This is a genomic window from Pseudomonas urethralis (assembly GCF_021602465.1).
Taxonomy (GTDB): Bacteria; Pseudomonadota; Gammaproteobacteria; order Pseudomonadales; family Pseudomonadaceae; genus Aquipseudomonas; species Aquipseudomonas vlassakiae.
The window spans coordinates 78,460-104,962 of record NZ_BQIJ01000016.1 but is presented as its reverse complement, the minus strand read 5'-3'; the positions used below and the strand labels follow the sequence as shown (position 1 = coordinate 104,962).

The following is a 26,503-nucleotide window of genomic DNA, read 5'->3' as shown; positions in this document are numbered from 1 at the left end:
CAAACCGCTCCATGCCCGCTGCGCTATGATCAGCCTCTAGCCCAGCCGGATGCATGGAGCCTATGACCACCCCCAGCGCCACCCTGGACACCCGTTGCCAACCGGCCTGCCTGCGGATCGCCGGTGACTGGACCCTGGCCCACTACGCCAGCCTCAAGCGCGACAGCGAGCGCCTGCGCACGCAGTATGGTGCCGACACCATCGCCGACCTCAGCCAGCTGGGCCGCCTGGACACCGCCGGGGCCTCGCTGCTGGCCGAACTGCTTGGCTCCGAGCACCTCTCGCAGTGCACCCATGGCCTGCCCGAAGCCAGTCGTGCCCTGCTCAAGAATGTGTACTGCTCGGTGCAGGACTACTGTATCCCGGTCAAGCAGCCCGAGCGCAACGTGGTGCTGGTGCTGCTGGAGCGTATCGGTTGCGCGGTCGGCACGCTGTGGCAGGACACCCTGCAGCTGCTCGGCTTCCTCGGCCTGATCATCGAAACCCTGCTGCGCCGCCTGCTGCAGCCACACCGCTGGCGCGTCACCCCGGTGGTCGCGCACATCGAGCAGACCGGGCTGGACGCAGCCCCCATCGTGGCCTTGCTGACCTTTCTGGTCGGCGCCGTGGTGGCCTTTCTTGGCGCCACGGTGCTGGCCGACTTCGGTGCAACCGTGTTCACCGTCGACCTGGTGGCCTTCTCGTTCCTTCGCGAATTCGCCGTACTGCTGACCGCCATTCTCATGGCCGGGCGCACCGCCAGTGCCTTCACCGCACAGATCGGCTCGATGAAGGCCAATGAAGAGATCGATGCCATCCGCACCTTGGGCCTTAACCCCATCGAGCTGCTGGTGGTGCCGCGGGTACTGGCGCTGCTGATCTCGCTGCCCTTGCTGACCTTCGTCGCGATGATCTGCGGCATCGTCGGGGGAGCGGTGGTCTGTGCCCTGTCACTGGGGATATCGCCGGCCATGTTCCTGTCGCTGCTGCAATCCGACATCGGTGTGCAGCACTTCCTGGTCGGCCTGGCCAAGGCGCCGATCTTCGCCTTCCTGATCGCCGCCATCGGTTGCCTCGAAGGCTTCAAGGTCAGCGGCAGCGCCGAATCGGTCGGTGCCCACACCACTTCCAGCGTGGTGCAATCGATTTTCGTGGTCATCGTGCTGGATGCGGTGGCAGCGCTGTTCTGCATGGAGATGGGCTGGTGAGTGGCCGGGAAGCGGTGATCGAAGCACGGGGCATCTGCAATCGCTTCGGTAGCCAGGTGGTGCACAAGGACCTCGACCTCGACCTGTACCGCGGCGAAATCCTCGCGGTGGTCGGTGGGTCGGGGAGCGGCAAGTCGGTGCTGCTGCGCAGCATCATCGGCCTGCGCCGCCCTGACGACGGGCAGATCAAGGTATTCGGCGAAGACCTGGCCGGTTTGCGCGAGCAACAGCGTTCACTGGTCGAACGCCGCTTCGGTGTGCTGTTCCAGAAAGGTGCGCTGTTCTCGTCGTTGAGCGTGACCGAAAACGTCGCCCTGCCGCTGATCGAGCACGCTGGCCTGTCGCGCGCCGATGCCGAACACCTGGCCGGGGTCAAGCTGGCCTTGGCTGGCCTGCCCATCTCCGCTGCCGACAAATACCCTGCGTCGCTCTCTGGCGGCATGATCAAGCGCGCCGCCCTGGCGCGCGCGCTGGCGCTGGACCCGGACATCCTGTTCCTCGACGAGCCCACCGCCGGCCTCGACCCGATCGGTGCTGCCGCCTTCGATCAGTTGATCCTGACCCTGCGCGATGCCTTGGGCCTGAGCGTATTCCTCATCACCCATGATCTCGACACCCTCTACACCATTACCGATCGCATCGCCGTGTTGTCACAGAAGAAGGTGCTGGTCGCCGGCCCCCTGGCCGAAGTCGAGCAGACCAACGACCCCTGGATCCACGAGTACTTTCACGGCCCACGCGGGCGCGCAGCGGAACACGCCGCCGCCAGCGCCGGGCAGGAGCGCTGAACAATGGAAACCCGAGCTCATCACGTCCTCATTGGCCTGGTCACGGTGCTGGTGGTAGCGGGCGCCATGCTGTTCGGCCTGTGGCTGACCAAGTCCAGCGTCGACGACGCCTTCAAGGACTACGAAGTGATCTTCAACGAAGCCGTCTCTGGGCTGTCCCGTGGCAGCCCGGTGCAGTACAACGGCATCAAGGTCGGCGATGTCACCAGCCTGCGCCTGGACCCGAAAGACCCACGCCGGGTGCTGGCCCGCGTGCGCCTGAGCGGTGACACCCCGGTCAAGGAAGACACCCAGGCCAAGCTTACCCTGGCCGGGGTCACCGGCAACTCGTTCATCCAGCTCAGCGGCGGTACGCCGCACAGCCCGGAACTCAAGGGCAAGGACGGCAAGCTGCCGGTGATCGTCGCCTCACCGTCGCCGATCTCACGCCTGCTCAATGACAGCAGTGACCTGGTGACCAACATCAACATGCTGCTGCACAACGCCACGCAGATGTTCTCGGACAGCAACATCGAGCACCTGAGCAACACCCTGGCCAACCTCGACCAGACCACCGCTGCCTTCGCCAACCAGAACGGCGGTGTCAGCGAGGCAATCGCCCAGCTGGCCCAGGTCGGCAAGCAGGCCAATGCCACCCTGGCCGAAACCCAGGCGCTGATGCGCAATGCCAACGGCCTGCTCGGCACCCAGGGCAAGCAAGCCATCGGCAGCGCCGAGCAGGCCATGCAGTCGCTGGCCGACAGCGCCGCGACCCTCAACAGCCTGCTGCAAGACAATCGCCAGTCCATCGACGACGGCGCCCAGGGGCTCAACCAGCTGACCCCGGCCATCCGCGAGCTGCGCGAAACCCTCAATTCGCTCAAGGGTATTTCCCGGCGCCTGGAAGCTGACCCGAGCGGCTACCTGCTGGGCCGTGACAACAACAAGGAGTTCCAGCCATGACCCCATCGCTGCGCCTGCTGGCCCTGACGGCCGCCGTGAGCCTGGCCAGCGCCTGCTCGATCCTGCCGCAGAGCGAACCGGTGGATGTCTACCGCCTGCCGGTCAACCAGGCCAGCCACAGCAGCAACCCGGTGGCCTGGTCCCTGCGCCTCAACAAGCCACTAGCCAGCGAAGTGCTGGCCGGGCCACGCATCGCAGTGATCCCCCACGGCGATGTGATCAGCAGCTACAAGGGCGCCCGCTGGAGCGACCCGGTTCCGTTACTGGTGCGCAACCGCTTGCTCGATGGCTTCCAGCGCGACGGCCGGGTGCAGCGGCTGAGCGCTGACGACAGCAACCTTCAGGCCGATTACGAGCTGAGCGGCGAACTGCAGGCGTTCCAGAGCGAGTACCAGCCAGGGGGCAAGGTGGACGTGGTGATCCGCTACGACGCACGCCTGGTGCAAGGCCGCAGCCAGCGTATCCTCAGCAGCAAACGCTTCGAAGTACGCCAGCCGCTGGCGGATACCCAGGTGTCAGCCGTGGTCGCCGGCTTTGGCGCAGCCAGCGATCAGCTGGCCAGGCTGGTGGTGAACTGGACCGTAGCGCAAAGCAGCCAGGCTCAGCATCAGGTTCAGGCAAAGAACCAGTAGCAGACGCAGATGGCTGCGATCACACCGGCCAGCTCGGCCAGCAGGGCACAGCCCACGGCGTGGCGCACACGCTGGATGCCGACTGCGCCGAAATAGACCGCCACCACGTAGAACGTGGTTTCGGTGCTGCCTTGAATCGTCGCGGCCACCAAGGCCGGGAAGCTGTCGACGCCGTGGGTCTGCATGGTCTCGATCAGCATGGCCCGCGCCGCGCTACCGGAAAACGGCTTGACCAGCGCCGTGGGCAGGCCCTCGACGAAGCGGGTATCCAGGCCCGCCCAGTCGACTGCGTGGCGAATGCCATCCAGGGCCAGCTCGAGTGCGCCCGACGCCCGCAGCACGCCCACCGCGACCAGCATGGCCACGAGGTAAGGCAGCAGGCTCTTGGCCACGTCGAAACCTTCCTTGGCGCCCTCGACGAAGGTTTCGTATACCGGCACCCGCTTCAGCGCGCCGATCAGCAGAAACAGAATGATCACGCCGAACAAAGTCAGGTTGCCGAGGATCGACGACAGGCTGGCCAGCGCGGCCGCCGACAGGGTGCCCAGGAACGCCATGAAGCCGCCCAGCAGCAGCGCACCGGGGATCAGGTAGGCGAGCACCACCGGATCCCACAGGCGCAAGCGCTGCATCACCGCCACCGACAGCAGGCCGACCAGGGTCGAGGCACTGGTCGCCAGCAGGATCGGCAGGAACACCAGGGTAGGGTCGGTGGCGCCTTGCTGGGCGCGGTACATGAAGATGGTCACCGGCAGCAGGGTCAGCGACGAGGCGTTGAGTACCAGGAACAGAATCTGCGCGTTGCTCGCCGTCGTACTGCTGGGGTTGAGCTCCTGCAGTGCGCGCATGGCCTTCAGGCCGATCGGCGTGGCGGCGTTGTCCAGGCCCAGGCCGTTGGCAGCGAAGTTCATGGTGATCAGGCCCAGGGCCGGGTGGCCGGGCGGCACTTCCGGCATCAAGCGGGCGAACAGCGGCCCGAGCACCTTGGCCAGCCATTCGACGATACCGGCCTTTTCGGCGATCTTGAGGAAGCCCAGCCACAGGGTCAGGGTGCCGAACAGCAGGACCATAACCTCGACCGACAGTTTGGCCATGGCGAAGATGCTCTCGACCATCGCGGCGAAGATGCCGGTATTGCCAGCGACCAGCCATTGGGCCAGGGCGGAGACAGCCGCCACCAGGAAAAAGCCGAGCCAAAGGCCGTTGAGCATCCGTGTGTTCCCCCTGAAAATTGCCCGCATGATAGCGTATCGTCGCCCCTCACTGGCGACCGAGATACCAGTACAAGCGGCTTTAGCCGCGAACACCGGCGAAGCCGGTGCCATGCACCGCGTTGCCCGCTTCGCAGCCTAAGCCACTTCCCCCAGGGACCGCACCAGACTTACAGGCAGCAAAAAGCCCCGACACGTCGGGGCTTTCTGGTTCAGCAGGTCAGGCTCAGCGCTTGGCGGGTTCGCCAATCACAGCGGCCTGCTGTTTGTCCGCCATCAGCGAAGCGTAGTACTGCTCGCCCTTGGCGGCGTCGTACATGCCTTCCCAGCGCGCAATGACCAGCGCTGCCAAGGCGTTGCCGATCACGTTCAGGGCGGTACGTGCCATGTCCATGATGCGGTCGACGCCGGCGATGAAGGCCAGGCCTTCCAACGGGATACCAACGCTGCCGAGCGTTGCCAGCAGTACCACGAAGGAAACGCCCGGCACGCCGGCGATGCCTTTGGAGGTGACCATCAGCGTCAGCACCAGCAGCAGCTGCTGGCTCCAGGACAGGTCGATGCCGTACAACTGGGCAATGAAGATGGCCGCGATGCTCTGGTAGAGGGTCGAACCGTCGAGGTTGAACGAGTAGCCGGTCGGTACCACGAACGAGCAGATCGACTTCGGCGCGCCGTACTTCTCCATCTTTTCGATCACGCGCGGCAGCACGGTCTCGGAGCTGGAGGTGGAATAGGCGAGGATCAGTTCATCTTTCATGATGCGCATGATCTTGATCACCGAGAAGCCGAACAGGCGCGCTACCAGGCCCAGCACCATGAAGGCGAAGAAGGCGATGGCGAAGTACACCAGCAGTACCAGCTTGGCCAACGGCAGCAGCGAGCTGAACCCAAAGTTGGCGACAGTCACGGCGATCAGGGCGAACACACCGATCGGGGCGTAGTTCATGATCATGTGAGTGACCTTGAACATGGTCTCCGACACAGCCTGGAAGGTGCGCACCAGCGGCTCACGCAGGTCGGCCTGCAGGCTCGACAGGCCGAGGCCGAACATCACCGAGAAGAAGATGATAGGCAGCATTTCGCCACGCATCAGCGCTGCGAAGATGTTCGACGGAATCAGATTGAGCAGGGTCTCGATGAACGCGTGCTCATGCTGCACTTCGGCTGCAGTGGCCTGGTACTTGGAGATGTCGACGGTACCCAGGGTGCTCATGTCGATGCCGGCGCCCGGGTGGAACAGGTTGGCCAATACCAGGCCGACAACGATGGCGATGGTGGTCACCACCTCGAAGTAGAGGATGGTCTTCAGGCCGATGCTGCCCAGTTTCTTCGCATCGCCAACCCCGGCGATACCCACGATCAGCGACGAAATCACGATCGGGACGACGATCATCTTGATCAGGCGAATGAAGATGTCACCGGCGGGCTGGAGGACGTTGCTGATCCACCAGGCCTTTTCTGCGCTGAAGTGGTTCAGCAGCGCGCCGACTGCAACACCCAGGAGCAGACCGATGACGATCTGCCAGGCGAGGCTCAGTTTTGCCTTCTTCATGTCTTTACCCTTTGTTCTAGTGGTCACGGGTACCGACCGGAAAAGCGCGTAACAGAGCCGTTGGCAACGTCACGGGCAGCTTTGGGCTTCCGTCCGGGGACCTCGTGCAAGGACACCGCGAGCGAGCGACAGGGCGCTCGGGCCAGCGAAAAGGCGGCAACTATTGCGATGGGACAGGCTGAAATCTAATGCCGGAAACGCATACCCCATACCGATACGGCATAGACCAGCAAGTCAAAATGCGTCGCACGTAAGTCATTGATTTATAACGTTCGGGAATCCGAACAAGACCGAACCGCCATATTTCGGCAGTTTTGGCGGTATAGGAGGGGAGCTGAAAACGGCCTGTTCGACAATCCGAATGGCCGAAATGCCACTTGCGCGGCACCCGTACTGAGCGAAAAAAAGTTGATGTACGGTCAACACAAAATGTGTCTTGGAGCCAACAACCTGAAAGGAATCCGCACAACGGGGCATGGCGCCTCGGAAGCCAGGCCAGGTTACGATGTTGTCAGACACCCCCGACCTGAAGCTTCCGATTCTGCCTTTTCCTGACCCGGCCCAATACTGGAGGTACTCCCTGTACCCCTAGGCCACTCCGATCCTGCAACAATCAGAACAGCCCGGCCCCCTGGTCATGCGCGGCCCCTCCTCGGGGCGGCGCATCATAGAAGCAGGAAAGATAAAAAGGTTCCGCTTCTATTGCGTGACAGCGCGCGACCGCTGGTCAGTACCAGTTCGGGTCACGCTTGAGTTGCTCTTGCAACAAGGCCTTCATGCCGTCGTCCGGCTTGCCCAGCCAACGGTACTGCGCATGGCGGGTCGGCGACTTGTCACGAGGCAAGCCTTCGGGCACCTCGACAAGCATCCCGTAGGCGTCGTCCTTGTCCCAGCTGAACGCTACGATCAAGCGCTTGTAGGTGCAGTTCTGCGGCGACTCGCACAACGGCCCGACCAGGTACTTGTCACCGTCTTCGGTCACGGCAGACATCTGCTCCTGGCCGCTGCCGCTCAGGTTGATCACCCAATCGGGCAAGCGTTCCTCGCCCTTGATCGTGTCTTGCCAGGTTTCCCGGTATTCAGGGTCCGAGCCGAGCAATTGCTCGACCCGGACCTGGCCATCATTGGCCGCCAGCACGGCTGTACTACCGCCTGTCATCAGGGCGGCGACAGCCAGGGCTGCGCATAGCTTCCTGCTCATCTTCAACCTCGACCACGTCCAAAGAAGAAGGAGGCGACAAACAGGACCAGGAAGACAATGAACAGGATCTTCGCGATACCCGTAGCGGCGCCAGCGATACCACCGAAGCCAAGCACTGCGGCGACAATGGCGATGATGAGGAAAGTGATAGCCCAACTCAGCATGATGCTTCTCCTTTCTTTTTTGAAAACGGTGCGGCCAGCGTCTCAGAACACCCAGCGTTGCTGGGGCACGATGTTGTCGACGGTGGCCGGTGAGGTGTTGGCGGCAGGCCGCTGCCCGACAGGTTCGGCGGCTTTTACCAAGGTGTTGGCGCGACTTGTCTGAATCTGGGACAGCAGCGCGGTTTGCGCTGCCACCTGGTCGGCCAGGCGCGCGGTCTGCCAGCTGTAATAGAAGAGGCCGGCGGCCAAGGTCAGCAGCACTGCCATCCCAAGGAACAGGAACTGGCGCACGGGGAGTGCGGCATTCAGCGAGCGTTTGACGGATGGGCGGTTCATGCCAGCTTCTCCTACTGTAATTTTTCTGTTCAAACCTGAACAAGTAATTGCAGCCTGCATGCCAGTCCGCCCGATCAAATAAAATCCTTTAAAATCAATGACTTAAGTTTAGATATAATCCTCGCTCAGGACGTATCCTGCACGATGCCCCTGCTGACGTCGTGCGAATTGCACGATTCAGCCCTCGACCTTGGTCGCCACCTTGAGCAGATCGGCGTCGACACCCCGCACACCGATGATCTGCCGGGCAATCTCCACGGCAATGGTCTTCTGCTCACTGCTGACCACCTCACCGGTCAGCCGCACCATCCCTTGCTCGCTGGCCACTTTGATATTCAAACCGTCCAGATTGCGGCTGAAACGCAAGCTGGTCTGAATCTTGTCGACCACCCAACTGTCGCTTGGCTGCGGCCCGCTCTGAGCCCCTGCCGGGTTCTCCCTTGCCTTGGCCATGGCCGCGCTATCAAGGCTTACCAGGTTGTTGACCAGGTGCACACCGTCAGTGGTGCGCGCCACCACACCCGCCAGCTCCTTGGCCTCGGCACTGTCGACCTTGCCACGCAAGGTCACCACGCCTTCGCTGCTTTGCACTTCGATAGGCGCTTTTTCCGTGATCCGGCTCCACAGCAAGCGTGCCCGGATCACCGCCGCCAAGGTCACATCTTCAAGCCGCTGGGCGTAGGCACGCAGCTCCAGCGGGCGCTCGACCAGCTCGGCGTTGACTCGCAACTGGTTGTCGACCTGCTCGATGCCCCGTGTGGCCAGGGCCACATGTTCGGCCAACTCGCGCTCGACGCTGTTCTCGACTTCGCCAGACAGGCGGGCCAGCTGGCCATCGACCTCGACCTTGATGCGGAACGGGTTGAGCACCCTGTTGAGGGCCAACGCGGTTTGCAAAGAACCCTCCAGGCGAGCGTCCTGGACAGGATCGGCCGCCGCAGGTGTGCAAACGGACAGCATTGCGGCCGCCAACACGGCCATTCGGATGGTAGGGGACACGGTTGGACCTCCTTTTAGTTGGCAAAAGCAGAAAATCATCGCAACCAATGTGCCAGCGCGCTGCTCTAAGAAAATCATCGGGATACCTGGCATCACGGTATGACTTGGCCATTGGCTAGCATGCAAAGGACAGATTCCTTCACAATTGACCGTGCAACTTGCCCGATTTTTCCCACACTAATTGAAGATCTATCCGAAGGAGCGCAGTAAATGGAATCAGCCCAGGACAACCAAGGCCGCATTCTGCTGGTGGATGACGAGTCCGCGATCCTGCGCACCTTCCGCTACTGCCTGGAAGACGAAGGCTACAGCGTGGCCACGGCCAACAGCGCCGCACAGGCTGATGCGTTGCTGCAGCGCCAGGTGTTCGACCTGTGCTTCCTCGACCTGCGCCTGGGCGAGGACAACGGCCTCGATGTGCTGGCACAGATGCGTATCCAGGCACCTTGGATGAGGGTGGTGATCGTCACCGCGCATTCAGCGATCGACACCGCAGTCGATGCCATCCAGGCCGGTGCCGCCGATTACCTGGTCAAGCCCTGCAGCCCTGATCAGCTGCGCCTGGCTACTGCCAAGCAGCTGGAGGTCCGTCAACTCTCGGCACGCCTGGAGGCCCTCGAAGGCGAAGTCCGCAAACCCAAGGACGGCCTCGACTCGCACAGCCCGGCAATGATGGCCGTGCTGGAAACCGCCCGCCAGGTGGCCACCACCGATGCCAACATCCTCATTCTCGGCGAGTCGGGCACCGGCAAGGGCGAGCTGGCTCGCGCCATCCACGGCTGGAGCAAGCGAGCACGCAAGGCTTGCGTGACCATCAACTGCCCGTCGCTGAATGCCGAACTGATGGAAAGCGAACTGTTCGGCCATACCCGTGGTGCGTTTACCGGTGCCAGCGAGAGCACCCTGGGTCGCGTCAACCAGGCGGATGGCGGCACACTGTTCCTCGATGAAATCGGTGATTTCCCCCTGACCTTGCAGCCCAAGCTGTTGCGTTTCATCCAGGACAAGGAATACGAGCGCGTGGGCGACCCGGTCACCCGCCGCGCCGACGTGCGCATCCTCGCGGCGACCAACCTCAACCTTGACGACATGGTGCGGGAGAACCGCTTCCGCGAAGACCTGCTGTATCGCCTCAATGTCATCACCCTGCACCTGCCGCCGCTGCGCGAACGCAGCGAGGATATCCTGACCCTGGCCGACCGCTTCCTGGCCCGCTTCGTCAAGGAATACTCCCGTCCGGCCCGTGGTTTCAGCGACGAAGCGCGTAGCGCGCTGCTCAACTACCGCTGGCCGGGCAACATCCGCGAACTGCGCAATGTGATCGAACGCGCCAGCATCATCTGCCCTCAGGAGCGCGTTGAAATCATTCACCTAGGGATGGGCGAACAACCGGCAGGCAATGCGCCCCGGGTCGGTGCGGCCATGAGCCTGGATGAGCTGGAACGCGCGCACATCGGTGCCGTGCTGGCCGCCAGCGACACCCTCGACCAGGCCGCCAAGACCCTTGGCATCGACGCCTCCACGCTCTACCGCAAGCGCAAGCAGTACAACCTGTGAAGCTGCCAATGAAGCTGCGCACGCGGCTCTTCCTCAGCATCTCGGCCTTGGTGACCGTGGCGTTGCTGGGCCTGTTGCTTGGGTTGGTGAGCGTGCTGCAGATGGCCACGGTGCAGCAACAGTCGGTGCGCGAAACCACCCATGTGCTGGAAGTGGGCCTGAAACTGCGGCAGAACCTCGGCGAGCAACTGATGCTGCTGCTGGACGAGGACACCACACCGGACAGCCTGCGCCCCCTGCAGGACGACTTCCAGGAGCTGCTCAACCATGGCTTGGCCGAAGGGGGTGAACGCACCGGTTTCAGCAAGGCCAGCAGCAACTACCAGGCCTTCCTCCAGGCTTACCGCGACAGCCCGGCACCGGAGCGCAGCATGGGCGTGGATCAACCCTTGGGCGCAGCATTCAACCAGGTGCGTACCGACCTGATCGATTCGCACAAGCAGGCCCTCGACTACATCACCCGCAGCGAAGAGCACACCCGTGACCGCGCCTTGCTGGTCAGCGGGATACTTGGCCTGATGGGGCTGGTGGTGCTGGTGCTAGGCTTCGTCACCGCGCACAACATCGCCCGACGCTTCGGCCAGCCGATCGAGGCGCTGGCCAAGGCCGCCGACCAGCTCGGCCAAGGGGATTTCGAAATCACCTTGCCGGTCACCCAGGCCGTCGAACTCAACCAGCTGACCCGCCGCTTCGGGCTGATGGCCGACGCCTTGCGCAAGCACCAGGCAACCAATATCGATGAGCTGTTGGCGGGCCAGCAGCGCCTGCAGGCCGTGCTCGACAGCATCGATGATGGTTTGCTGATCATTGACCGCCAGGGGCATCTGGAGCACCTCAACCCCGTCGCTCAGCGGCAGCTGGGCTGGAACAGCAGCCGGGTCGGCAGTGGCCTGGCCGACGCCCTGCAGCGCCCGGAACTGGAGCAACAGCTGCGCCAGGTCCTGCGCGGCGGCAGCCTGGATCGGCCACCGGAGGACCTGAGCATCGAGGTCGATGAAGAATCACGCCTGCTGACCTACAGCCTGACCCCGGTCAGCCATCCGCAAGGGCCGATCCTGGGTGCAGTGATGGTCTTGCACGATGTCACCGAGCAACGCGCCTTCGAACGTGTGCGCAGCGAATTCGTGCTGCGTGCCTCGCATGAACTGCGCACCCCGGTCACGGGCATGCACATGGCATTCGGCCTGTTGCGTGAGCGTTTGAAGTTCCCGCCCGAGGCGCGCGAGAGCGATCTGCTGGAGACCATTGGCGAAGAGATGCAGCGCCTGACCCAGTTGATCAACGACCTGCTCAACTTCTCGCGCTACCAGAGCGGCTTGCAGAAGCTCGAACTTGCCCCGTGCGCCATCGACGACCTGCTCGACAGGGCGCAGGCACGCTTCAGCGGACAGGCCGCCGCCAAGCAGATCGAGCTGATCAAAGCCCTGGAGCCACCGCTGCCACGCATCCAGGCAGACGTGGCGCAACTCGACCGGGTGCTGGACAACCTCCTGCACAATGCCATCCGCCATACCGCCAGTGGTGGGCGCATCCGCCTGCATGCACGGCGGCACGCAGAGCGCATGATCATCAGCGTCGAGGACAATGGCGAGGGCATCGCCTATGGCCAGCAGGGGCGCATCTTCGAACCGTTCGTACAGGTTGGGCGCAAGAAAGGTGGCGCCGGGTTGGGACTGGCGCTGTGCAAGGAGATCGTGCAACTGCACGGCGGGCGCATGGGCGTGTTTTCCCGGCCCGGCCAGGGCACTCAGTTCTATATGGCCTTGCCAGTCTGACCTGGCCCACGCTCAGGGCTCATCATCGATCCGCGCCCGCCGTGGTTGCCGGCCACGGGTCACCAGTTCGGCGAATTGCCGGGCATTGAGCGGATGGGCAAACAACCAGCCCTGCCCGTAATTCACCCCCTCGCTGTTGAGCAGCACGGCCTGCGCCTCGCATTCGATGCCCTCGGCAATCACCCGCAGATGCAGGTCATGGGCCATGCGAATGATGTGCGGCGCCACGCCGCTGCTGGCAGCATCGTGCCCCAGGGCATCGATGAATGCCTTGTCGATCTTGAGGCAGTCCACCGGCAAGGTCTGCAGGTAGGCCAGGCTGCAATAACCCGTGCCAAAGTCGTCGATCAACACTTGATGCCCGACCGCACGCAGGGCCTGGAGGTTATCACGCGCCACCACCACGTCGATCAGCCCGCGCTCGGTGACTTCAAAGGCAATCTGGCTGGCCGCGACGCGATGCAACGCCAGCAGCCGCGCCGCCACCCGGCCTATGCGCGGCACCATCACATCGCAGGCTGCCAGGTTCACCGAGATATAAAGATTGCGATGCGAGCGCAGCAACTGACCCAACTGCTCCAGCACACGTTGCAGCACGAAATCGGTGATCTGCCGGATCTGCCCAGTGTTTTCCGCCAGCGGAATGAACAAATCCGGGCTGGTCAGCGAGCCGTCCGGGCGGCGCCAGCGCACCAGGGCCTCGGCACCGACACAGCGACGGCTGTCGAGCTCGATGATGGGTTGATACAGCACCTGCAACTCGCCCCGGCGTAGGGCATTCTGCAGTTCGGAACTCATCGAACGCCGCTGCAGAATCAACTGCAGCACCAGCCAGCCGATACAGCAGGCCGCCAGCACACTGCCAGGGAACAGCAGCCAGAGCATGCCGTTCATGCGTAACGGCAGGCTGGCCCGCGGCGCGATCAGCACCAGCTGGTAGTCCGGCGACTTGGTCGGCATGCGATAGACCAGCCGATCGCGCAGTTCGAACAAAGACTTCTGGCTGGGGGGTGGCCAGCCACTGGTGGGCGGCCACGCCTGGGGCGGCCCCAGCACCGGGATTGCACGGGTGCCGTTATCCAGCACCACCAGCAGGCTGCCGCCCGGTGGCAGGTCAACCACGTCGGTCAGGTGCCCACGCGAGGTGGAAACCAGGAAATTGCCCCGCGCCAGCATCAAGGCAGCGAGGTTTTCGTTGGGTTCAGTGGTGGTGTTGAGCCAGTAGCTGTAGGTCGGCCCCTGAATATCCGGCGCACGCGTTGGCACGAAGGCCCTTGCCCCGCCCCGGTTTGAGCAAGCGACATTGGCATCCACATAAGCGGCTTCATAAATGAAGCGCGAACCCAGGCCTACTTGCTGCAGCACCGAAACCATCGCCGGGCTGCAGCCGCGCAGCGACTGCGCCTGCAGTTCGTCAACGCCCTCGCGCAGTTGGCCGAACACCTGCTCCAGGCGGTCGAGAAAGCGCTCGCCCTGGGCGTTCATCTGCGCGCTCTCGCTTTCCTTCATCTGCTGCAGCGCAATACCGATACTGGCGGTCAGCAATACGGCGGCGCTGGCCAACGCTGCCAGGGAGGCCAGCATCCAGGGGCGGTAAAAAAATTGGCGCAACACAGAAATCAGGGCAGACATGGGCAGCATCCAGTTGATTAACAAGGTATAGCAACTGGAATGTGAATCGGCCCTGCCGTTTGGCGCCCGAATACGATTCGCCCTAACGCATGCGATTTAGCACCGAAAGCATGGCAGCGGTCTGAGCGTCCGGCATGCCGTCGAAACGCTGCGGGCGGAAATGCATCTGGAAGGCGGCGATAACATGCCGCGTGGTGACGTCCAGCTGCCCGGTCTGCTCGATGGCGTAACCGAAGCGCGCCAGTTCCTGCTGGTACCAGCCGATGGTCGGTGGATTGACGTTGAAATAAGCCTGCTGACGGGCCACGGCATTGGGCTCAGGCCAGACGCCGAGGCCTGCATCCGCCAGGCGCTTCCAGGGGAACAACGGGCCTGGGTCGAGCTTGCGCGATGGGGCAATATCGCTGTGACCGATGATGTGCCGCGGCTCGATGTTGTTGCGCTTGACGATGTCCTTGAGCAAGGCGATCAACGACTGGATCTGCGCCTCGCTATAGGGGTACCAGACGCGGCCATTGGCAGTGTCGTCGAACCCCGGGTTGACGATCTCGATGCCGATGGAGCTGGAATTCAGCCAGGTGCGCCCCTGCCACTGGCTGTCACCGGCATGCCAGGCGCGGCGGTTCTCGTCGACCAGCTGGTAGACCGTGCCTGGGCCGTCGCCGATCAGGTAATGGGCGCTGACCTCGCCATGGGTCAGCAAAGCCAGCGAACGCTCCAGCGAGGCGTTGGTGTAGTGCAGGACGACGAACTGGATACGGTTGTCCTGGTTGGCGGAAGGGTGGCTGCGGTCGATGCGCAGGCCGGTCGAGCAACCGGCAAGAATCAGAAGCAACAGCCCGGTAAAAAGCGTTTTCATGGCAGAGGAGCACGTCGGTAAGGTAATAGGCAACAGCGCTACAGTATAACGTGCTCCTTCTGGCCAGTTGTTTCAACCGACAGATTATCAACGGCTGCACATCACCAGGAACTCGAGCGAGTTGTCGCCGCTCGCCCCTTGCTTGTCGACCAGCTGGGTCATGACATCAACCTTCTCGGCCAACGGCTTGCCAATCACTTTCGCTTGCCCGTACAACTGCCGCTCATAAGTGCTGACATCAATTGGCGAAACACTGCAAAAACCCGGATCCTTGTGAACGATCCGCTGGTTCAGCTTTAGCTTGTACTGGCTGAAGTAATTTTTCTGTGGCTGGTGATCGACTTCGGTAATCCACTGCGGCCACTGCCTGAGCACCTTGCCATCTGCCGATACATGAGCCGTCAACAGGTCATCATTGGCGAAGGCTGCGCCCTGGAACAGCGCACCCAGGGCGAGCATCACGAGCCAAGCATTCATCTTCATCTTTCAACTCCGGTCTGATCGACTTTGCCGACCTTGATATCAGGTAGGCGGGCCATCATTGTCAGGACCTGACAGGGGCTGGATGGGGTATCTATTTACGCCGATAGCACGCGGTTACGGCCCTGGTCCTTTGCGCGGTACAACGCGGCATCGGCGCGCTTGAGCACCTGGTCGCCACGTTCGCCGGAACGGAAGGCACTCAAACCGATGGAGGTGGTGATGACCACGCGTTCGCCCTTGAAATGGAACGGGCAGGCCTCGATCGCCGCGCGTAGCGCTTCGGCAACCTGGGCTGCGGCGGCAGGCGAGGTCTGCGGCAGCAACAGCACGAACTCTTCGCCACCAAACCGGGCAATGAAATCACGTGGGCGCAGGCGTTTGCGCAACTGATCGGCGACGATCTTCAGCACCTTGTCGCCGGCAAGGTGGCCGTAACTGTCATTGATACGCTTGAAGTGGTCCAGATCGAGGATCGCCATGGCCAGGTGACCACCACTTTCCTGCCAGTCGAGCATTTCGCGCTCGACCTGCTCACTCCAGGCCGCCCGATTGGGCAGCCCTGTCAGCGGATCGATCAATGCCTTCTGCCGCTGTTCTTCCAGGTGTTCGCGATAGCCAAGGGCTTCCTGTTCCATGCTGGCGACCCGCTCGGCCAGGCCCTGCAGGCGCCCGGCAAGTTCCTGCTCGCGGCGATCGCGCTCGTGCTGGTGCTCGTCCATGGTGCCAAGCAGTGTTTCCAGGCGGTTTTCCAGGATGTGCTTGAGGCTGTCCACATCCACCGCGCCCTGAACGCTGCTTTGCAGGCCGCCGACCTGTTCGCGCAGCTGGTTGTCCAGCTCGCGCGCAGCGGAACTGTTGTCGGCATGGCCGGCGCTGGCTTCGTGCAGGTGGCTCTGGAAGCTGTCGAGGCGCTCGTTGAGCTGCTGCAGGTAAGCCTCGAATTCGTGCTGGCCGCTGTCGGTGATCGCCAACATGAGCACGGCCAGGTCGTCGAGAACCGGGATCAATTCATACCAGTTCAGCCCGCGTGCTACCCGCTCGCGCATTTCCTGGGCCTGAGCCTTGTGGCGCTCCGGCAGGCTGAGGTCGTCCAGCAGGCCGATCAGCGTTTGTTCGATGTGTGCGGCGACCTGGCTGTAGGGCGGCTCCAGCGCATCGGGAAGGGCGTAGGGGCCGTCTCCTGCGAACACTTCTTCAAGTGTCGCCGGCACCGCGTCCGCCGCCTGCTCCGGCATTTCGGGAGCTTCTGCGGCCTGCGGCTCAGCTTCAGGCTGGACCACCCGCGGTTGTTCAGCGCGGTGTGCCTCTGCAAGCACGTGCGGCTGGGCAACATGCGCAGTTTCCTCAGGCGCCGGCGCAGGCGCGGCAGCCGTCAGAGGTTGCAGTTCGTCTGCATCACGCGGCGGCAAGTCCACCAGCACGGGCCCATCCGGCTGTGGTTGGGCTTCAGGCGGCGCAATTACAGGCGCGGGTTGCGCAGGCGGAGCGGCCTCATGCTGAGGCTCGTGGTCGCGGTTGCCGAACAGGCGTTGCAGGAAGCCCGGCCGGGCCTCGTCATCCGGTTTGCTCAGCGACGAGAGGGCACGCCCTTGCAAGCCACTGAGTTCACCCAGCAATGGCGGTAACTCGCGTGACTGGGCGACCCCGCCATCGAGCTTTTTCGCCAGCTTTTTCAAGGGCCGGGCAACTTCACCCGGCAATGGCAAGCCCTGAAGTTGGGTAACCAGCGCGTTCAGGGCATCGCTGACCTGATTCATGCGGGTTTCCCGGCGCTGCTCGGAGTCCAGCACCGCCTTTTCCAGGCGCGGAATCAACCCGGCAAGGCCGGCGTCCATGTTGTCGCTGCGAATAACCTCACGCATCTCCTTCATGCACTCGTCGACGACCTTGTCGCTGCCTTCGGCCGCCAGGGTGCTGCGCACCAGGCCACGGCGCAGCAGGTCGAGGCGCGCTTCCCAGCGGCGTTCGAGCTTTTCCTGCTTTTCGATGCTTTTGAGGTATTTTTCTTTCCAGCGCTCGGCTTCTTCGGTCATGCCTGGATCCGCGACGGGTAATGCATCTGTGGGCTGTGTAATGACACACTGTCGGCGCGCCCGGCAAACACTTGAGGGCTTGCCGCGCTTTTGCTGATCTAGCTCAAGACCGGCAGCGTATCCACAGTCAGCGCATCAGGCAATCGGATCTCTACCGCAACGGGAAGGTGATCGGAAATCGGCTGCGCCAGCACCTCGACCCGCTCCAGGGTCAGGCTCGAACTGAGCAGGATGTGGTCCAGGCAGCGCTGCGGACGCCAGCTGGGGAAGGTGGCTTCGACCTGGGGTGCAATCAGACCGAGATCGCGCAGGGGCGAGTGCTCGAGCAGGTCGGTGGCGTGGGTATTCATGTCCCCCATGAGCACCTGGTGACGGTAACCGCCAATCAGCTCACGGATGTAGCCCAATTGCAAGGCGCGAGTCTTGGCGCCCAGGGCCAGGTGCATCATGACCACGATCAGCGCATCCTCACCCTCGCCAAACCGCACCAGGATCGCACCACGACCGGCCGGGCCGGGCAGCGGGTGATCTTCGAGGTGTTGCGGCTTGAGGCGGCTGAGCACGCCATTGCTGTGCTGGGCAAAACGCCCGAGGTTGCGGTTGAGCTGCTGGTACCAGTAAGGGAAGGAACCCAGCTGGGCCAGATGCTCCACCTGGTTGACGTAGCCTGAGCGCAGGCTGCCGCCATCGGCTTCCTGCAGGGCCACCAGGTCGAAGTCGCTGAGCAACTGACCGATTTTCTGCAGGTTGCCGGCCCGCCCGGTATGCGGCAGCAGGTGCTGCCAGCTGCGGGTCAGGTAGTGCCGGTAGCGCTCGGTGCTGATACCGACCTGGATGTTGAAGCTGAGCAGCCGCAGGCGACCATCCTCGGGCAGGCCAGGGGCCTGCAGGTGATGCTCGTTGACCTGCGGCTGGTGCAGGCCAATGCCACGCGCGGTCCTGAAGCGGCGCATGGGGTACGCCGCTTACTTAGCGGCGCGCTCCTTGGCGATCAGTTGGTCAGCAACATTCAGCACGCCTTCCGGCCCGCCAGCGGTGCCCAGGTCGAAGCGGTACTTGCCGTTGACCACCATGCTCGGTACGCCGGTGATCTCGTACTTCTTCGCCAGTTCCTTGGCCTGGTTGACCTGGCCCTTGATGGCGAACGAGTTGAAGGTGGCGAGGAACTTGTCCTTGTCTACGCCTTGGGTGGCGAGGAAGTCGGCCATGTCGTTCGGGTCGGTCAGGCGCTTGCGCTGGTTCTGGATGGCGTCGAAGACGGCTGCATGAACCTTGTGCTCGACGCCCATGGCTTCGAGGGTCAGGAACATCTGGCCGTGGGCGTCCCACGGGCCACCGAACATCGCCGGCACACGCTTGAAATTGACGTCCTTGGGTAGCTTATCGACCCACGGGTTGATGGTCGGCTCGAAGTGGTAGCAGTGAGGGCAGCCATACCAGAACAGCTCGACCACTTCGATCTTGCCTGGCTGGGATACCGGAACAGGGTTGCTCAGCTCGATGTATTCCTTGCCGGCAGTGGCAGGCTCTGCGGCCTGGACGGCAGTCATCCCGAAGACGCTGGCAGCGACCAGCGCGGCGCTGAGAATCAGTTTACGCATGCTTTACTCCTGAGCATTTCATGGTCGCCTCGTCGCGACCTGTGCTGTGACCGGTGGCGAAGGGCCCGAGTTCTGTAGTGTAACGGCTGCGGACAGAAAAAAGGGCGGTCCGCGCCGCCCTTTCATCTTTAGCGTTGCTGCATTAACCCAATGTTAATGCAGGCCCTGGATGTAGCTGGCCAGCGCTTCGATCTCGTGGTTGCTCAGCTTGCCGGCGATGGTACGCATGGTCATCGCATCGCCGTCGTTGGTGCGGTTGCCTTCGCGGAAATCGGTAAGCTGCTTGGTCACGTACTGCGCATGCTGGCCACCCAGGTGCGGGAAGCCGGCGAGGGCAATACCCGCGCCGTTGGGCGAGTGGCAGCCGGTGCAGGCAGGCATGCCTTTTTCCAGGTTGCCGCCATTGAACAGCGCACGGCCGCGTTCGACCAGCTTGGGATCGGCTGCACCCACGCTGCCTTTCTGGCTGGCGAACCACGCGGCGATGTCGGCCAGGTCCTGGTCGTTGAAATTGGCCAGCATGCCGGTCATTTCCAGCACGGTGCGCTTGCCCGACTTGATGTCGTGCAGTTGCTTTTCAAGGTAGCGCTGGCCCTGGCCAGCCAGTTTCGGGAAGTTCGGCGCCAGGCTGTTGCCGTCCGGGTTGTGGCAGGCACCACAGACGGCCGTCTTGGCCTGGCCAGCGGCGGCATCGCCTTTGATGGGTTCTGCAGCAGTGGCCGCACCTGCGACACCCAGGGTCAACAGCAGACTCACGACTAGTTTGTTCATCAGCTAATCCAACACGGCTAAGGGTGAAATGTTATGTATCGGGACTGCCGCTCATCCAAAGGATGACCAAACGGTAGTCCTCGGCACTGCAGTCCATGCACAATCCACGCGGCGGCATAGCCTTGAAACCCTGGGTAACATGCACCACCAGTTGCTCCATGCCTTGCGCCAGCCTTGGCTCCCAAGCTGCCAGGTCACCCTTCTTGGGTGCCTGTGGCAACTGCCCGGCATGACAGGCCGCACACGTGCGGTTGTACAACGCCTCGGGATCCTGTGTAGCCTGTGCGCTGAAAAACGGCAGGAACATACCGACAGCTAGCAGCCATTTCGCCGAGCGAAACGACCTGACAGGGTTGGGGGACGCGCTGCGTTCTGATGCGCGAGCTATTGTTCGACACCCCATGCCCATTCCCCTTCGCTGGGAGAATGAGCACACAAAAACTGGGGCATTATATACTTCCGCCATCCAAACGGAAACGACACCGCTTGCCAGCCTAGGCTTTGGCAACACCCACATCGGATATCCCATGCAAGTCAAGAACCCCATCCTCGGCCTCTGCCAGAAAGCCAAATTCGCCCTCAGCGCTGCCAAGGTCGAACAATGCCCGGACGACCAGGGTTACGAGGTGGCTTTCGCCGGCCGTTCCAACGCCGGCAAATCCAGCGCCCTCAATACCCTGACTCATGCCAGCCTGGCGCGAACCTCGAAGACTCCAGGGCGCACCCAGCTGTTGAATTTCTTCAGTCTGGACGATGAACGGCGTTTGGTCGACCTGCCGGGCTACGGATATGCAAAAGTCCCGATTCCGCTCAAGCAGCACTGGCAAAAGCACCTGGAGGCCTATCTGGGCAGCCGTGATTGCCTGAAGGGCATCATCCTGATGATGGATGTGCGTCACCCGATGACCGACTTCGACAAGATGATGCTCGACTGGGCCAGAGCCAGCGGCATGCCGATGCATATCCTGCTGACCAAAGCCGACAAACTCACCCACGGCGCAGGCAAGAACACCTTGCTCAAGGTGCAGTCGGAAATCCGCAAAGGCTGGGGGGACACGGCCACCATCCAGCTGTTCTCGGCGCCCAAGCGCCTGGGCCTGGAGGAGGCTTACCGGGTGCTGGCCGACTGGATGGAACTGGAAGACAAGCCAGCTGTTTGATGGCAGGCATCACACACTGTGGCAGCGGGTTTACCCGCGAATGCGATGTTGCAAGTGCCGCCGCATTCGCGGGTAAACCCGCTCCTACAGGGATCGCTACAGGCCATAGGTCTAATTCCGGGCAAAAAAAACCCCGGACTTCGTATGGGGAGGGGGAAGTTCGGGGTTCAAGTCTGGACCGCTAGGGCGGGGTCCAGGTATCTGCCAACACTTAACACAACATAGGAGCATCGAAAGGCTTCACCAGCCATTCAGTTACTCTGAGTTCCGCTTCACTGGTTTAGTTCCGGAGCGCTCAAAACTATTTGCGATAGTTTCATGAAACTGCCGAACTAATGGCATCGAGCCATGCCAGGATCCGCGTCGCTACGTTGCAGATCCTACACACCTTTCCCGGCTCAATCAGTGAGCTTCATCCCAATTCGAACCAACACCTGCCTCGACCACCAGCGGGACATCCAGCTGCGCGGCATTGCTCATGTGCGTGCGAATTTCATCCTTCACCTGCTCCACCAGGTCTTCACGCACCTCCAGCACCAGTTCGTCGTGCACCTGCAGGATAACCCGTGCGTCCAGGCCGCTCTCGCTCAGCCAGTTGTCGACGTTGACCATCGCACGCTTGATGATGTCGGCGGCAGTGCCCTGCATCGGCGCGTTGATCGCCGTGCGCTCGGCGCCCTTGCGCAGGGCCGGGTTCTTGGCGTTGATGTCTGGGAGGTACAGGCGTCGGCCGAACAGGGTTTCAACGAAACCTTGTTCTGCGGCCTGGGCGCGGGTGCGCTCCATGTAGGCCAGCACGCCCGGGTAGCGGGCGAAGTAGCGGTCGATATAGTCCTGCGACTGCTTGCGGTCGACCCCAATCTGCTTGGCCAGGCCAAACGCGCTCATGCCATAGATCAGCCCGAAGTTGATGGCCTTTGCACTGCGCCGCTGGTCGGTGGTGACGTCTTCCAGCGCCACGCCGAACACTTCCGCCGCCGTTGCGCGGTGCACGTCAAGATCGTTGCGGAAGGCATGCAGCAGGCCTTCGTCCTTGGCCAGGTGAGCCATGATGCGCAGTTCGATCTGCGAATAGTCCGCCGCCAGCAGCTTGTAGCCGGGGCTGGCAACAAAGGCCTGACGAATGCGCCGGCCCTCGGCGGTGCGGATCGGGATGTTCTGCAGGTTCGGGTCGCTGGATGACAAGCGTCCGGTGGCGGCTACGGCCTGCTGATAGGAGGTGTGGATACGCCCGGTGCGCGGGTTGATCTGCCCCGGCAGCTTGTCGGTATAGGTGCTCTTGAGCTTGCTCAGGCTGCGGTACTGCATCAGCACTTCAGGCAGCGGGTAGCCTTGTTCGGCCAGTTCGTCGAGCACCGCTTCGGCGGTGGAGGGCTGGCCCTTGGCGGTCTTGCTCAGTACCGGCATGCCCAGTTTGTCGTAGAGGATCGCGCCCAGCTGCTTGGGCGAGCCAAGGTTGAATTCCTCGCCGGCCAGGGCGTAGGCGCGCTGCTCCAGCTCAGCCATCTTCACGCCCAGCTCGCCGCTCTGAACCTGCAACAGCGCGGCATCGACCAGCGCGCCCTGGCGCTCGATCTTGGCCAGCACCGGCACCAGCGGCATCTCGATGTCCATCAGCACCGGCTGCACACTTGGCGTCTGCGCCAGGCGCGCCTGCAGTGCATGGTGCAGGCGCAGGGTGATATCGGCATCTTCGGCGGCGTAGGGGCCGGCCTTGTCCAGGTTGATCTGGTTGAAGGTCAGTTGCTTGGCGCCTTTGCCGGCGATGTCCTCGAAGGCAATGGTGGTGTGGTCGAGGTACTTCAGTGCCAGGCTGTCCATGTCATGGCGGGTGGCGGTGGAGTTGAGCACGTATGACTCGAGCATGGTGTCGTAGGCCACACCGCGCATGTCGATGGCTGGCGAGCTGTTGGCGAGGATGTTGATGTCGTACTTCGCGTTCTGCCCGACCTTGGCCTTGGCCGGGTCTTCCAGCAGGGGTTTCAACGCCAGCAGCACAGCCTCGCGGTCCAGCTGAGCCGGGGCGCCTTCATAGTCATGGGCCAGCGGTACATAGGCCGCTTCATGAGGCTCGACCGCGAACGACACGCCCACCAGCTGCGCCTGCTGGGCGTCCAGGCTGGTGGTTTCGGTATCGAAGGCGAACAACGGTGCCTGGCGCAGCTTCTCCAGCCAGACGTCGAAGCGGGCTTGATCGAGAACAGTCTCGTACTTGGGCTCGACCGTGGCAGCCGGCGCTTCGATCACGGCCACGGGTTCGCCGGTCTTGACCGCATCGCGCTGGACCTCGGCAATCCAGCTCTTGAACTCCATCTCGGTGTACAGCGCCAGCAGGGCCTCGCGGTCAGGCTCGCCACAGACCAGCGCCTCGACCTCCACCTCCAGCGGCACATCGCACTTGATGGTGGCCAGCTCATAGGACAGGAAGGCCGCATCGCGATGCTCCTCGAGCTTGGCTGGCAAGGTCTTGGCGCCGCGGATGGCCAGCGTCGGGACCTTGTCGAGGTTGGCATACAGGTCGCTGAGGCCACCGCCGATACCGGTCAGCAGGCCGACGGCGGTCTTTTCACCCACGCCTGGCACGCCAGGGATGTTGTCGACCTTGTCGCCCATCAGGGCGAGGAAGTCGATGATGTGTTCCGGGCCAACGCCGAACTTTTCGTGCACGCCGGCTACGTCAAGCACACTGCCGGTCATGGTGTTGACCAGGGTCACGTGGCCGTCCACCAGTTGCGCCATGTCCTTGTCGCCGGTCGAGATGATGACCGGGCGGCCCTGGGTCGCGCTGCTGCGGGCGAGGGTGCCGATCACGTCATCGGCCTCGACGCCTTCGACGCACAGCAAGGGGTAGCCCAGTGCCCGGACGCTGGCGTGCAGCGGCTCGACCTGCACCCGCAGGTCGTCGGGCATGCTCGGGCGGTTGGCCTTGTACTCGGCGAACATGGCATCCCGGAAGGTCCCGCCCTTGGCGTCGAAAACCACGGCAAACAGGCTGTCAGGGTATTGCTTGCGCAGGCTCTTGAGCATGTTGAGCACACCCTTGACCGCGCCGGTCGGCATGCCCTTGGACGTGGTCAGCGGCGGCAGCGCATGGAAGGCGCGGTAGAGGTAGGAGGAACCGTCCACCAGGACGAGGGGCGCTTGGCTCATGAGCAGAATCAACCTTTTCGGCGGGTCCGGAGCTAGAATAGCCGGATCAATGACGACAAAGGGACTAGGTTATCATGCGTACACTCAATCGCCTGTTACTGCTCGGCCTGTTGGCAACCATGCCGGTCGTCACCCTGGCGGCGGAAGACGCCCCCTCGGCCGATCCCGAGGTGACCATTCGCACGGAAGGCGATAAGACCATCCAGGAATACCGGCAGAACGGCTTCCTGTATGCAATCAAGATCACGCCGAAAAACGGCAAGCCGTATTTCCTGGTACGCGCCGATGGCACCGATGCCAATTTCATTCGTTCCGACCAGCCGGACATGCTGATCCCGTCCTGGAAGATCTTCGAGTGGTAATCTGACGCGCGCACCGTTCACATCAACCTGGCACTTCCCGGCGGAAGTGCCCGTATGGGCTTTTTTTCATCATGTCAGTCTTCACCCCCGTGACCCGGCCTGAGCTGGAAACCTTTCTGGCACCGTACGCGCTGGGCCGTCTGCTCGACTTCCAGGGCATTGCCGCCGGTACCGAGAACAGCAACTTCTTCGTCAGCCTCGAACAGGGTGAGTTCGTCCTGACGCTGGTCGAGCGCGGCCCGGTCGAGGACATGCCGTTCTTCATCGAACTGCTGGACGTACTGCACGGTGCCGACATGCCGGTGCCCTACGCCCTGCGTGACCGTGACGGCAATGCCCTGCGCGAACTGTGCGGCAAGCCGGCCTTGCTTCAGCCGCGGCTTTCGGGCAAACACATCAAGGCACCGAATGCCCAGCATTGCGCCCAGGTGGGTGAATTGCTCGCGCACATTCACCTGGCTACCCGCGAACGCATCATCGAGCGCCGCACCGACCGCGGCCTGGACTGGATGCTGGCATCCGGTGCCGAGCTGCTGCCGCGCCTGAGCGCCGAACAGGCGGCACTGTTGCAGCCTGCACTGGATGAGATCACCGCGCACAAGGCGCAAATCCTGGCCTTGCCACGGGCCAACCTGCATGCTGACCTGTTCCGCGACAACGTGATGTTCGAAGGCACCCACCTGACCGGTGTGATCGACTTCTATAACGCCTGTTCCGGGCCGATGCTGTATGACATCGCCATCACCGTGAACGACTGGTGCCTGGATGAACACGGCGCGATCGATGTGCCGCGCGCCCAGGCGCTGCTGGCAGCCTATGCGACGTTGCGGCCGTTCACCGCTGCCGAAGCCGAACTGTGGCCAGAAATGTTGCGGGTAGGCTGCGTGCGCTTCTGGCTGTCGCGCCTGATTGCGGCGGAATCGTTTGCCGGGATGGATGTGATGATCCACGACCCGGGCGAGTTCGAGGTGCGCCTGGCACAGCGCCAGCAAGTGGCTTTGCACCTGCCGTTCGCCCTCTAGACTGCATCTGCTTCTTCGCGGGGAAACCCGCTCCCACAGGTTTGGTGCCAGGCTTGAAACCTGTGCTCTGTCAGTGGGAGCGGGTTCATCGGGGCGCCGAACCGCCGCGAAAGGGCCGGAACAGGCTTACAACTGCTCCAGGCAGCCTGCCAGGTCACTACCCAGCCTCTCGAGCAGGCGCTCGTAGCCCTTGGCATCCACCGGGTCATTGCCACCCAATGCATCCAGCTCCGCCAGGCGCACCGGCAGCCCGGCGGTCAACGTCTCGGCCAGACGCGGCCGCAGCGGTGGCTCACTGAACACACAGGTCTTGCCCACTTGTTGCAGGCGCTTGCGCATCGCGGCTACATGCTGCGCCCCGGGCTGCACCTCGGACGCCACACTGAACACCCCGGTGTGCTGCAGGCCATAAGCCGACTCGAAGTAGTCGAACGCTTCGTGGAACACGAAATAGGGCTTGCTGGCGATCCCGGCTACTCGCGCCTTGATCCGCGCATCCAGGGCATCCAGGCGCTCGGTGAAGGCTTTCAGGTTGCTCTGGTAGCGCGCCGCATTGGCCGGATCGGCCGCCGCCAGGTCAGCCGCCATCTTCGTCGCGATCACCCGGGCGTTGACTGAAGAGAGCCACAGGTGCGCATCCAGGCTGCCTGGGCGGTGATCGTGGTCGTGATCGTCCTGGTCCGCCTCTTCATGGGAATGGCTGTCTTCGCCAAAGTGGCGCAGCTTCATGCCCGCAAGCGACTGCACGGCCACTGCCGGCTTGCTGCGGCTGCCCAGCACCCGCGGCAGGAAGTTCTCCATGTCAGGGCCGATCCAGTACAGCAGGTCGGCGTCGCCGACCTTGCGCACGTCAGACGGGCGCAAGGCGTAGTGGTGCGGCGAAGCGCCCGGCGGCAGCAGCACGTCCGGGGTGCCCAGACCATCCTGCACGGCGGCGGCGATCTGCTGCAGGGGTTTGATGCTGGTCAGCACACGCACGTCGGCCTGCGCCGAACAGGCGATGAAAGCGACAAAAAGCACAAGGAATCGGGACACGATGAATACTCGACTCGTCAGAAACAGGTAACATAATAACGTCTCCAT

At 62.8% G+C, this 26,503-nt stretch carries 25 protein-coding genes; 9 read left to right on the top strand and 16 right to left on the bottom strand.

All coding sequences use genetic code 11. From position 1 onward, the window contains the following. Window positions 1–53: 53 nt before the first annotated feature. The 4 genes from L6D64_RS22335 to L6D64_RS22320 are packed head-to-tail and all read left to right on the top strand — an operon-like array spanning window position 54 to window position 3,549. On the top strand, window positions 54–1,187 hold the full coding sequence (locus L6D64_RS22335; RefSeq protein ID WP_176508385.1) for an ABC transporter permease: 1,134 nt from the start codon (window positions 54–56) through the stop codon (window positions 1,185–1,187). Next, entirely contained in the window at window positions 1,184–1,975 is a 792-nt protein-coding gene (locus tag L6D64_RS22330; RefSeq protein ID WP_176508386.1) for an ABC transporter ATP-binding protein, read from the top strand. Before L6D64_RS22335 ends, L6D64_RS22330 begins: the two co-directional genes overlap by 4 nt. Before the next feature lie 3 nt (window positions 1,976–1,978). Next, complete coding sequence (locus L6D64_RS22325) at window positions 1,979–2,917, top strand: MlaD family protein (protein WP_176508387.1); 939 nt, start codon at window positions 1,979–1,981, stop codon at window positions 2,915–2,917. After that, the gene (locus L6D64_RS22320) at window positions 2,914–3,549 is read left to right on the top strand and encodes an ABC-type transport auxiliary lipoprotein family protein (RefSeq protein ID WP_176508388.1); all 636 of its coding nucleotides are present in this window, start codon (window positions 2,914–2,916) and stop codon (window positions 3,547–3,549) included. The genes L6D64_RS22325 and L6D64_RS22320 overlap by 4 nt, the downstream gene beginning before the upstream one ends. On the opposite strand, the gene L6D64_RS22315 is transcribed toward L6D64_RS22320, so the two are convergent. From L6D64_RS22315 to L6D64_RS22290, 6 genes are all read right to left on the bottom strand, one after another. Beyond that, on the bottom strand, window positions 3,531–4,760 hold the full coding sequence (locus tag L6D64_RS22315; protein ID WP_176508389.1) for a nucleoside recognition domain-containing protein: 1,230 nt from the start codon (window positions 4,758–4,760) through the stop codon (window positions 3,531–3,533). The genes L6D64_RS22320 and L6D64_RS22315 overlap by 19 nt on opposite strands. A gap of 226 nt (window positions 4,761–4,986) precedes the next feature. Next, complete coding sequence (gltP, locus tag L6D64_RS22310) at window positions 4,987–6,315, bottom strand: glutamate/aspartate:proton symporter GltP (protein ID WP_176508390.1); 1,329 nt, start codon at window positions 6,313–6,315, stop codon at window positions 4,987–4,989. 727 nt (window positions 6,316–7,042) lie between these two features. Beyond that, window positions 7,043–7,516 carry an inhibitor of vertebrate lysozyme family protein gene (locus tag L6D64_RS22305; RefSeq protein WP_176508391.1) on the bottom strand — a complete coding sequence of 158 codons (474 nt, stop codon included), beginning with the start codon at window positions 7,514–7,516 and terminating at the stop codon, window positions 7,043–7,045. Window positions 7,517–7,518: 2 nt separating this feature from the next. After that, window positions 7,519–7,680 carry a DUF1328 domain-containing protein gene (locus L6D64_RS22300; protein ID WP_003252966.1) on the bottom strand — a complete coding sequence of 54 codons (162 nt, stop codon included), beginning with the start codon at window positions 7,678–7,680 and terminating at the stop codon, window positions 7,519–7,521. Window positions 7,681–7,722: 42 nt separating this feature from the next. Next, complete coding sequence (locus L6D64_RS22295; RefSeq protein ID WP_176508392.1) at window positions 7,723–8,016, bottom strand: hypothetical protein; 294 nt, start codon at window positions 8,014–8,016, stop codon at window positions 7,723–7,725. A 177-nt stretch (window positions 8,017–8,193) separates the two neighbouring features. Next, window positions 8,194–8,997: a BON domain-containing protein gene (locus tag L6D64_RS22290; RefSeq protein WP_371870317.1), complete on the bottom strand. Its 804-nt coding sequence runs from the start codon at window positions 8,995–8,997 to the stop codon at window positions 8,194–8,196. Window positions 8,998–9,225: 228 nt separating this feature from the next. Here L6D64_RS22290 and algB point away from each other — a divergent pair, with 228 nt between their 5' ends. Both algB and L6D64_RS22280 read left to right on the top strand, forming a co-directional pair. Further along, window positions 9,226–10,572, top strand: coding sequence for a sigma-54-dependent response regulator transcription factor AlgB (algB, locus tag L6D64_RS22285; protein ID WP_176508394.1), 1,347 nt, complete (start codon window positions 9,226–9,228; stop codon window positions 10,570–10,572). An 8-nt stretch (window positions 10,573–10,580) separates the two neighbouring features. Beyond that, window positions 10,581–12,347, top strand: coding sequence for a KinB sensor domain-containing domain (locus L6D64_RS22280; RefSeq protein ID WP_371870315.1), 1,767 nt, complete (start codon window positions 10,581–10,583; stop codon window positions 12,345–12,347). 12 nt (window positions 12,348–12,359) lie between these two features. Here the strand turns inward: L6D64_RS22280 and L6D64_RS22275 are convergent, their stop codons facing one another. From L6D64_RS22275 to L6D64_RS22240, 8 genes are all read right to left on the bottom strand, one after another. Then, complete coding sequence (locus tag L6D64_RS22275; protein WP_054884358.1) at window positions 12,360–13,979, bottom strand: EAL domain-containing protein; 1,620 nt, start codon at window positions 13,977–13,979, stop codon at window positions 12,360–12,362. Window positions 13,980–14,061: 82 nt separating this feature from the next. Next, entirely contained in the window at window positions 14,062–14,838 is a 777-nt protein-coding gene (locus L6D64_RS22270; RefSeq protein WP_176508396.1) for an N-acetylmuramoyl-L-alanine amidase, read from the bottom strand. 87 nt (window positions 14,839–14,925) lie between these two features. Continuing rightward, complete coding sequence (locus tag L6D64_RS22265; RefSeq protein WP_236192575.1) at window positions 14,926–15,300, bottom strand: hypothetical protein; 375 nt, start codon at window positions 15,298–15,300, stop codon at window positions 14,926–14,928. Between the two features lie 116 nt (window positions 15,301–15,416). Beyond that, window positions 15,417–17,354 (bottom strand): GGDEF domain-containing protein, encoded by a 1,938-nt coding sequence (locus tag L6D64_RS22260; protein WP_176508398.1) that lies wholly within the window; start codon window positions 17,352–17,354, stop codon window positions 15,417–15,419. 98 nt (window positions 17,355–17,452) lie between these two features. After that, window positions 17,453–18,307: an endonuclease/exonuclease/phosphatase family protein gene (locus L6D64_RS22255; protein WP_176508399.1), complete on the bottom strand. Its 855-nt coding sequence runs from the start codon at window positions 18,305–18,307 to the stop codon at window positions 17,453–17,455. Between the two features lie 12 nt (window positions 18,308–18,319). Then, window positions 18,320–18,955, bottom strand: a complete 636-nt coding sequence (gene dsbA, locus L6D64_RS22250) for a thiol:disulfide interchange protein DsbA (RefSeq protein ID WP_176508400.1) — start codon at window positions 18,953–18,955, stop codon at window positions 18,320–18,322. A 153-nt stretch (window positions 18,956–19,108) separates the two neighbouring features. Next, on the bottom strand, window positions 19,109–19,726 hold the full coding sequence (locus tag L6D64_RS22245; RefSeq protein ID WP_176508401.1) for a c-type cytochrome: 618 nt from the start codon (window positions 19,724–19,726) through the stop codon (window positions 19,109–19,111). A 31-nt stretch (window positions 19,727–19,757) separates the two neighbouring features. Continuing rightward, window positions 19,758–20,033 carry a c-type cytochrome gene (locus L6D64_RS22240; protein ID WP_176508402.1) on the bottom strand — a complete coding sequence of 92 codons (276 nt, stop codon included), beginning with the start codon at window positions 20,031–20,033 and terminating at the stop codon, window positions 19,758–19,760. Between the two features lie 220 nt (window positions 20,034–20,253). Here L6D64_RS22240 and yihA point away from each other — a divergent pair, with 220 nt between their 5' ends. Then, complete coding sequence (yihA, locus tag L6D64_RS22235; protein WP_054884364.1) at window positions 20,254–20,886, top strand: ribosome biogenesis GTP-binding protein YihA/YsxC; 633 nt, start codon at window positions 20,254–20,256, stop codon at window positions 20,884–20,886. A 402-nt stretch (window positions 20,887–21,288) separates the two neighbouring features. Here yihA and polA read toward each other — a convergent pair whose 3' ends face one another. Further along, complete coding sequence (gene polA / locus L6D64_RS22230) at window positions 21,289–24,036, bottom strand: DNA polymerase I (RefSeq protein ID WP_176508403.1); 2,748 nt, start codon at window positions 24,034–24,036, stop codon at window positions 21,289–21,291. A 74-nt stretch (window positions 24,037–24,110) separates the two neighbouring features. On the opposite strand from polA, the gene L6D64_RS22225 reads away from it, so the two are divergent. Continuing rightward, the gene (locus L6D64_RS22225) at window positions 24,111–24,398 is read left to right on the top strand and encodes a DUF2782 domain-containing protein (protein ID WP_027917186.1); all 288 of its coding nucleotides are present in this window, start codon (window positions 24,111–24,113) and stop codon (window positions 24,396–24,398) included. Window positions 24,399–24,469: 71 nt separating this feature from the next. Continuing rightward, window positions 24,470–25,420 carry a homoserine kinase gene (locus tag L6D64_RS22220; protein WP_176508404.1) on the top strand — a complete coding sequence of 317 codons (951 nt, stop codon included), beginning with the start codon at window positions 24,470–24,472 and terminating at the stop codon, window positions 25,418–25,420. Between the two features lie 126 nt (window positions 25,421–25,546). On the opposite strand, the gene L6D64_RS22215 is transcribed toward L6D64_RS22220, so the two are convergent. After that, window positions 25,547–26,503: a zinc ABC transporter substrate-binding protein gene (locus L6D64_RS22215; RefSeq protein ID WP_176508405.1), complete on the bottom strand. Its 957-nt coding sequence runs from the start codon at window positions 26,501–26,503 to the stop codon at window positions 25,547–25,549.

Coding starts and splice junctions, on each gene's coding strand:
- L6D64_RS22335 (WP_176508385.1), top strand. CDS start 54: ATGGAGCCTATGACCACCCCCAGCGCCACCCTGGACACCCGTTGCCAA.
- L6D64_RS22325 (WP_176508387.1), top strand. CDS start 1,979: ATGGAAACCCGAGCTCATCACGTCCTCATTGGCCTGGTCACGGTGCTG.
- L6D64_RS22320 (WP_176508388.1), top strand. CDS start 2,914: ATGACCCCATCGCTGCGCCTGCTGGCCCTGACGGCCGCCGTGAGCCTG.
- L6D64_RS22315 (WP_176508389.1), bottom strand. CDS start 4,760: ATGCTCAACGGCCTTTGGCTCGGCTTTTTCCTGGTGGCGGCTGTCTCC.
- gltP (WP_176508390.1), bottom strand. CDS start 6,315: ATGAAGAAGGCAAAACTGAGCCTCGCCTGGCAGATCGTCATCGGTCTG.
- L6D64_RS22305 (WP_176508391.1), bottom strand. CDS start 7,516: ATGAGCAGGAAGCTATGCGCAGCCCTGGCTGTCGCCGCCCTGATGACA.
- L6D64_RS22300 (WP_003252966.1), bottom strand. CDS start 7,680: ATGCTGAGTTGGGCTATCACTTTCCTCATCATCGCCATTGTCGCCGCA.
- L6D64_RS22295 (WP_176508392.1), bottom strand. CDS start 8,016: ATGAACCGCCCATCCGTCAAACGCTCGCTGAATGCCGCACTCCCCGTG.
- L6D64_RS22290 (WP_371870317.1), bottom strand. CDS start 8,997: ATGGCCGTGTTGGCGGCCGCAATGCTGTCCGTTTGCACACCTGCGGCG.
- algB (WP_176508394.1), top strand. CDS start 9,226: ATGGAATCAGCCCAGGACAACCAAGGCCGCATTCTGCTGGTGGATGAC.
- L6D64_RS22280 (WP_371870315.1), top strand. CDS start 10,581: ATGAAGCTGCGCACGCGGCTCTTCCTCAGCATCTCGGCCTTGGTGACC.
- L6D64_RS22275 (WP_054884358.1), bottom strand. CDS start 13,979: ATGTCTGCCCTGATTTCTGTGTTGCGCCAATTTTTTTACCGCCCCTGG.
- L6D64_RS22270 (WP_176508396.1), bottom strand. CDS start 14,838: ATGAAAACGCTTTTTACCGGGCTGTTGCTTCTGATTCTTGCCGGTTGC.
- L6D64_RS22260 (WP_176508398.1), bottom strand. CDS start 17,354: ATGACCGAAGAAGCCGAGCGCTGGAAAGAAAAATACCTCAAAAGCATC.
- L6D64_RS22255 (WP_176508399.1), bottom strand. CDS start 18,307: ATGCGCCGCTTCAGGACCGCGCGTGGCATTGGCCTGCACCAGCCGCAG.
- dsbA (WP_176508400.1), bottom strand. CDS start 18,955: ATGCGTAAACTGATTCTCAGCGCCGCGCTGGTCGCTGCCAGCGTCTTC.
- L6D64_RS22245 (WP_176508401.1), bottom strand. CDS start 19,726: ATGAACAAACTAGTCGTGAGTCTGCTGTTGACCCTGGGTGTCGCAGGT.
- L6D64_RS22240 (WP_176508402.1), bottom strand. CDS start 20,033: ATGTTCCTGCCGTTTTTCAGCGCACAGGCTACACAGGATCCCGAGGCG.
- yihA (WP_054884364.1), top strand. CDS start 20,254: ATGCAAGTCAAGAACCCCATCCTCGGCCTCTGCCAGAAAGCCAAATTC.
- polA (WP_176508403.1), bottom strand. CDS start 24,036: ATGAGCCAAGCGCCCCTCGTCCTGGTGGACGGTTCCTCCTACCTCTAC.
- L6D64_RS22225 (WP_027917186.1), top strand. CDS start 24,111: ATGCGTACACTCAATCGCCTGTTACTGCTCGGCCTGTTGGCAACCATG.
- L6D64_RS22220 (WP_176508404.1), top strand. CDS start 24,470: ATGTCAGTCTTCACCCCCGTGACCCGGCCTGAGCTGGAAACCTTTCTG.
- L6D64_RS22215 (WP_176508405.1), bottom strand. CDS start 26,503: ATGGAGACGTTATTATGTTACCTGTTTCTGACGAGTCGAGTATTCATC.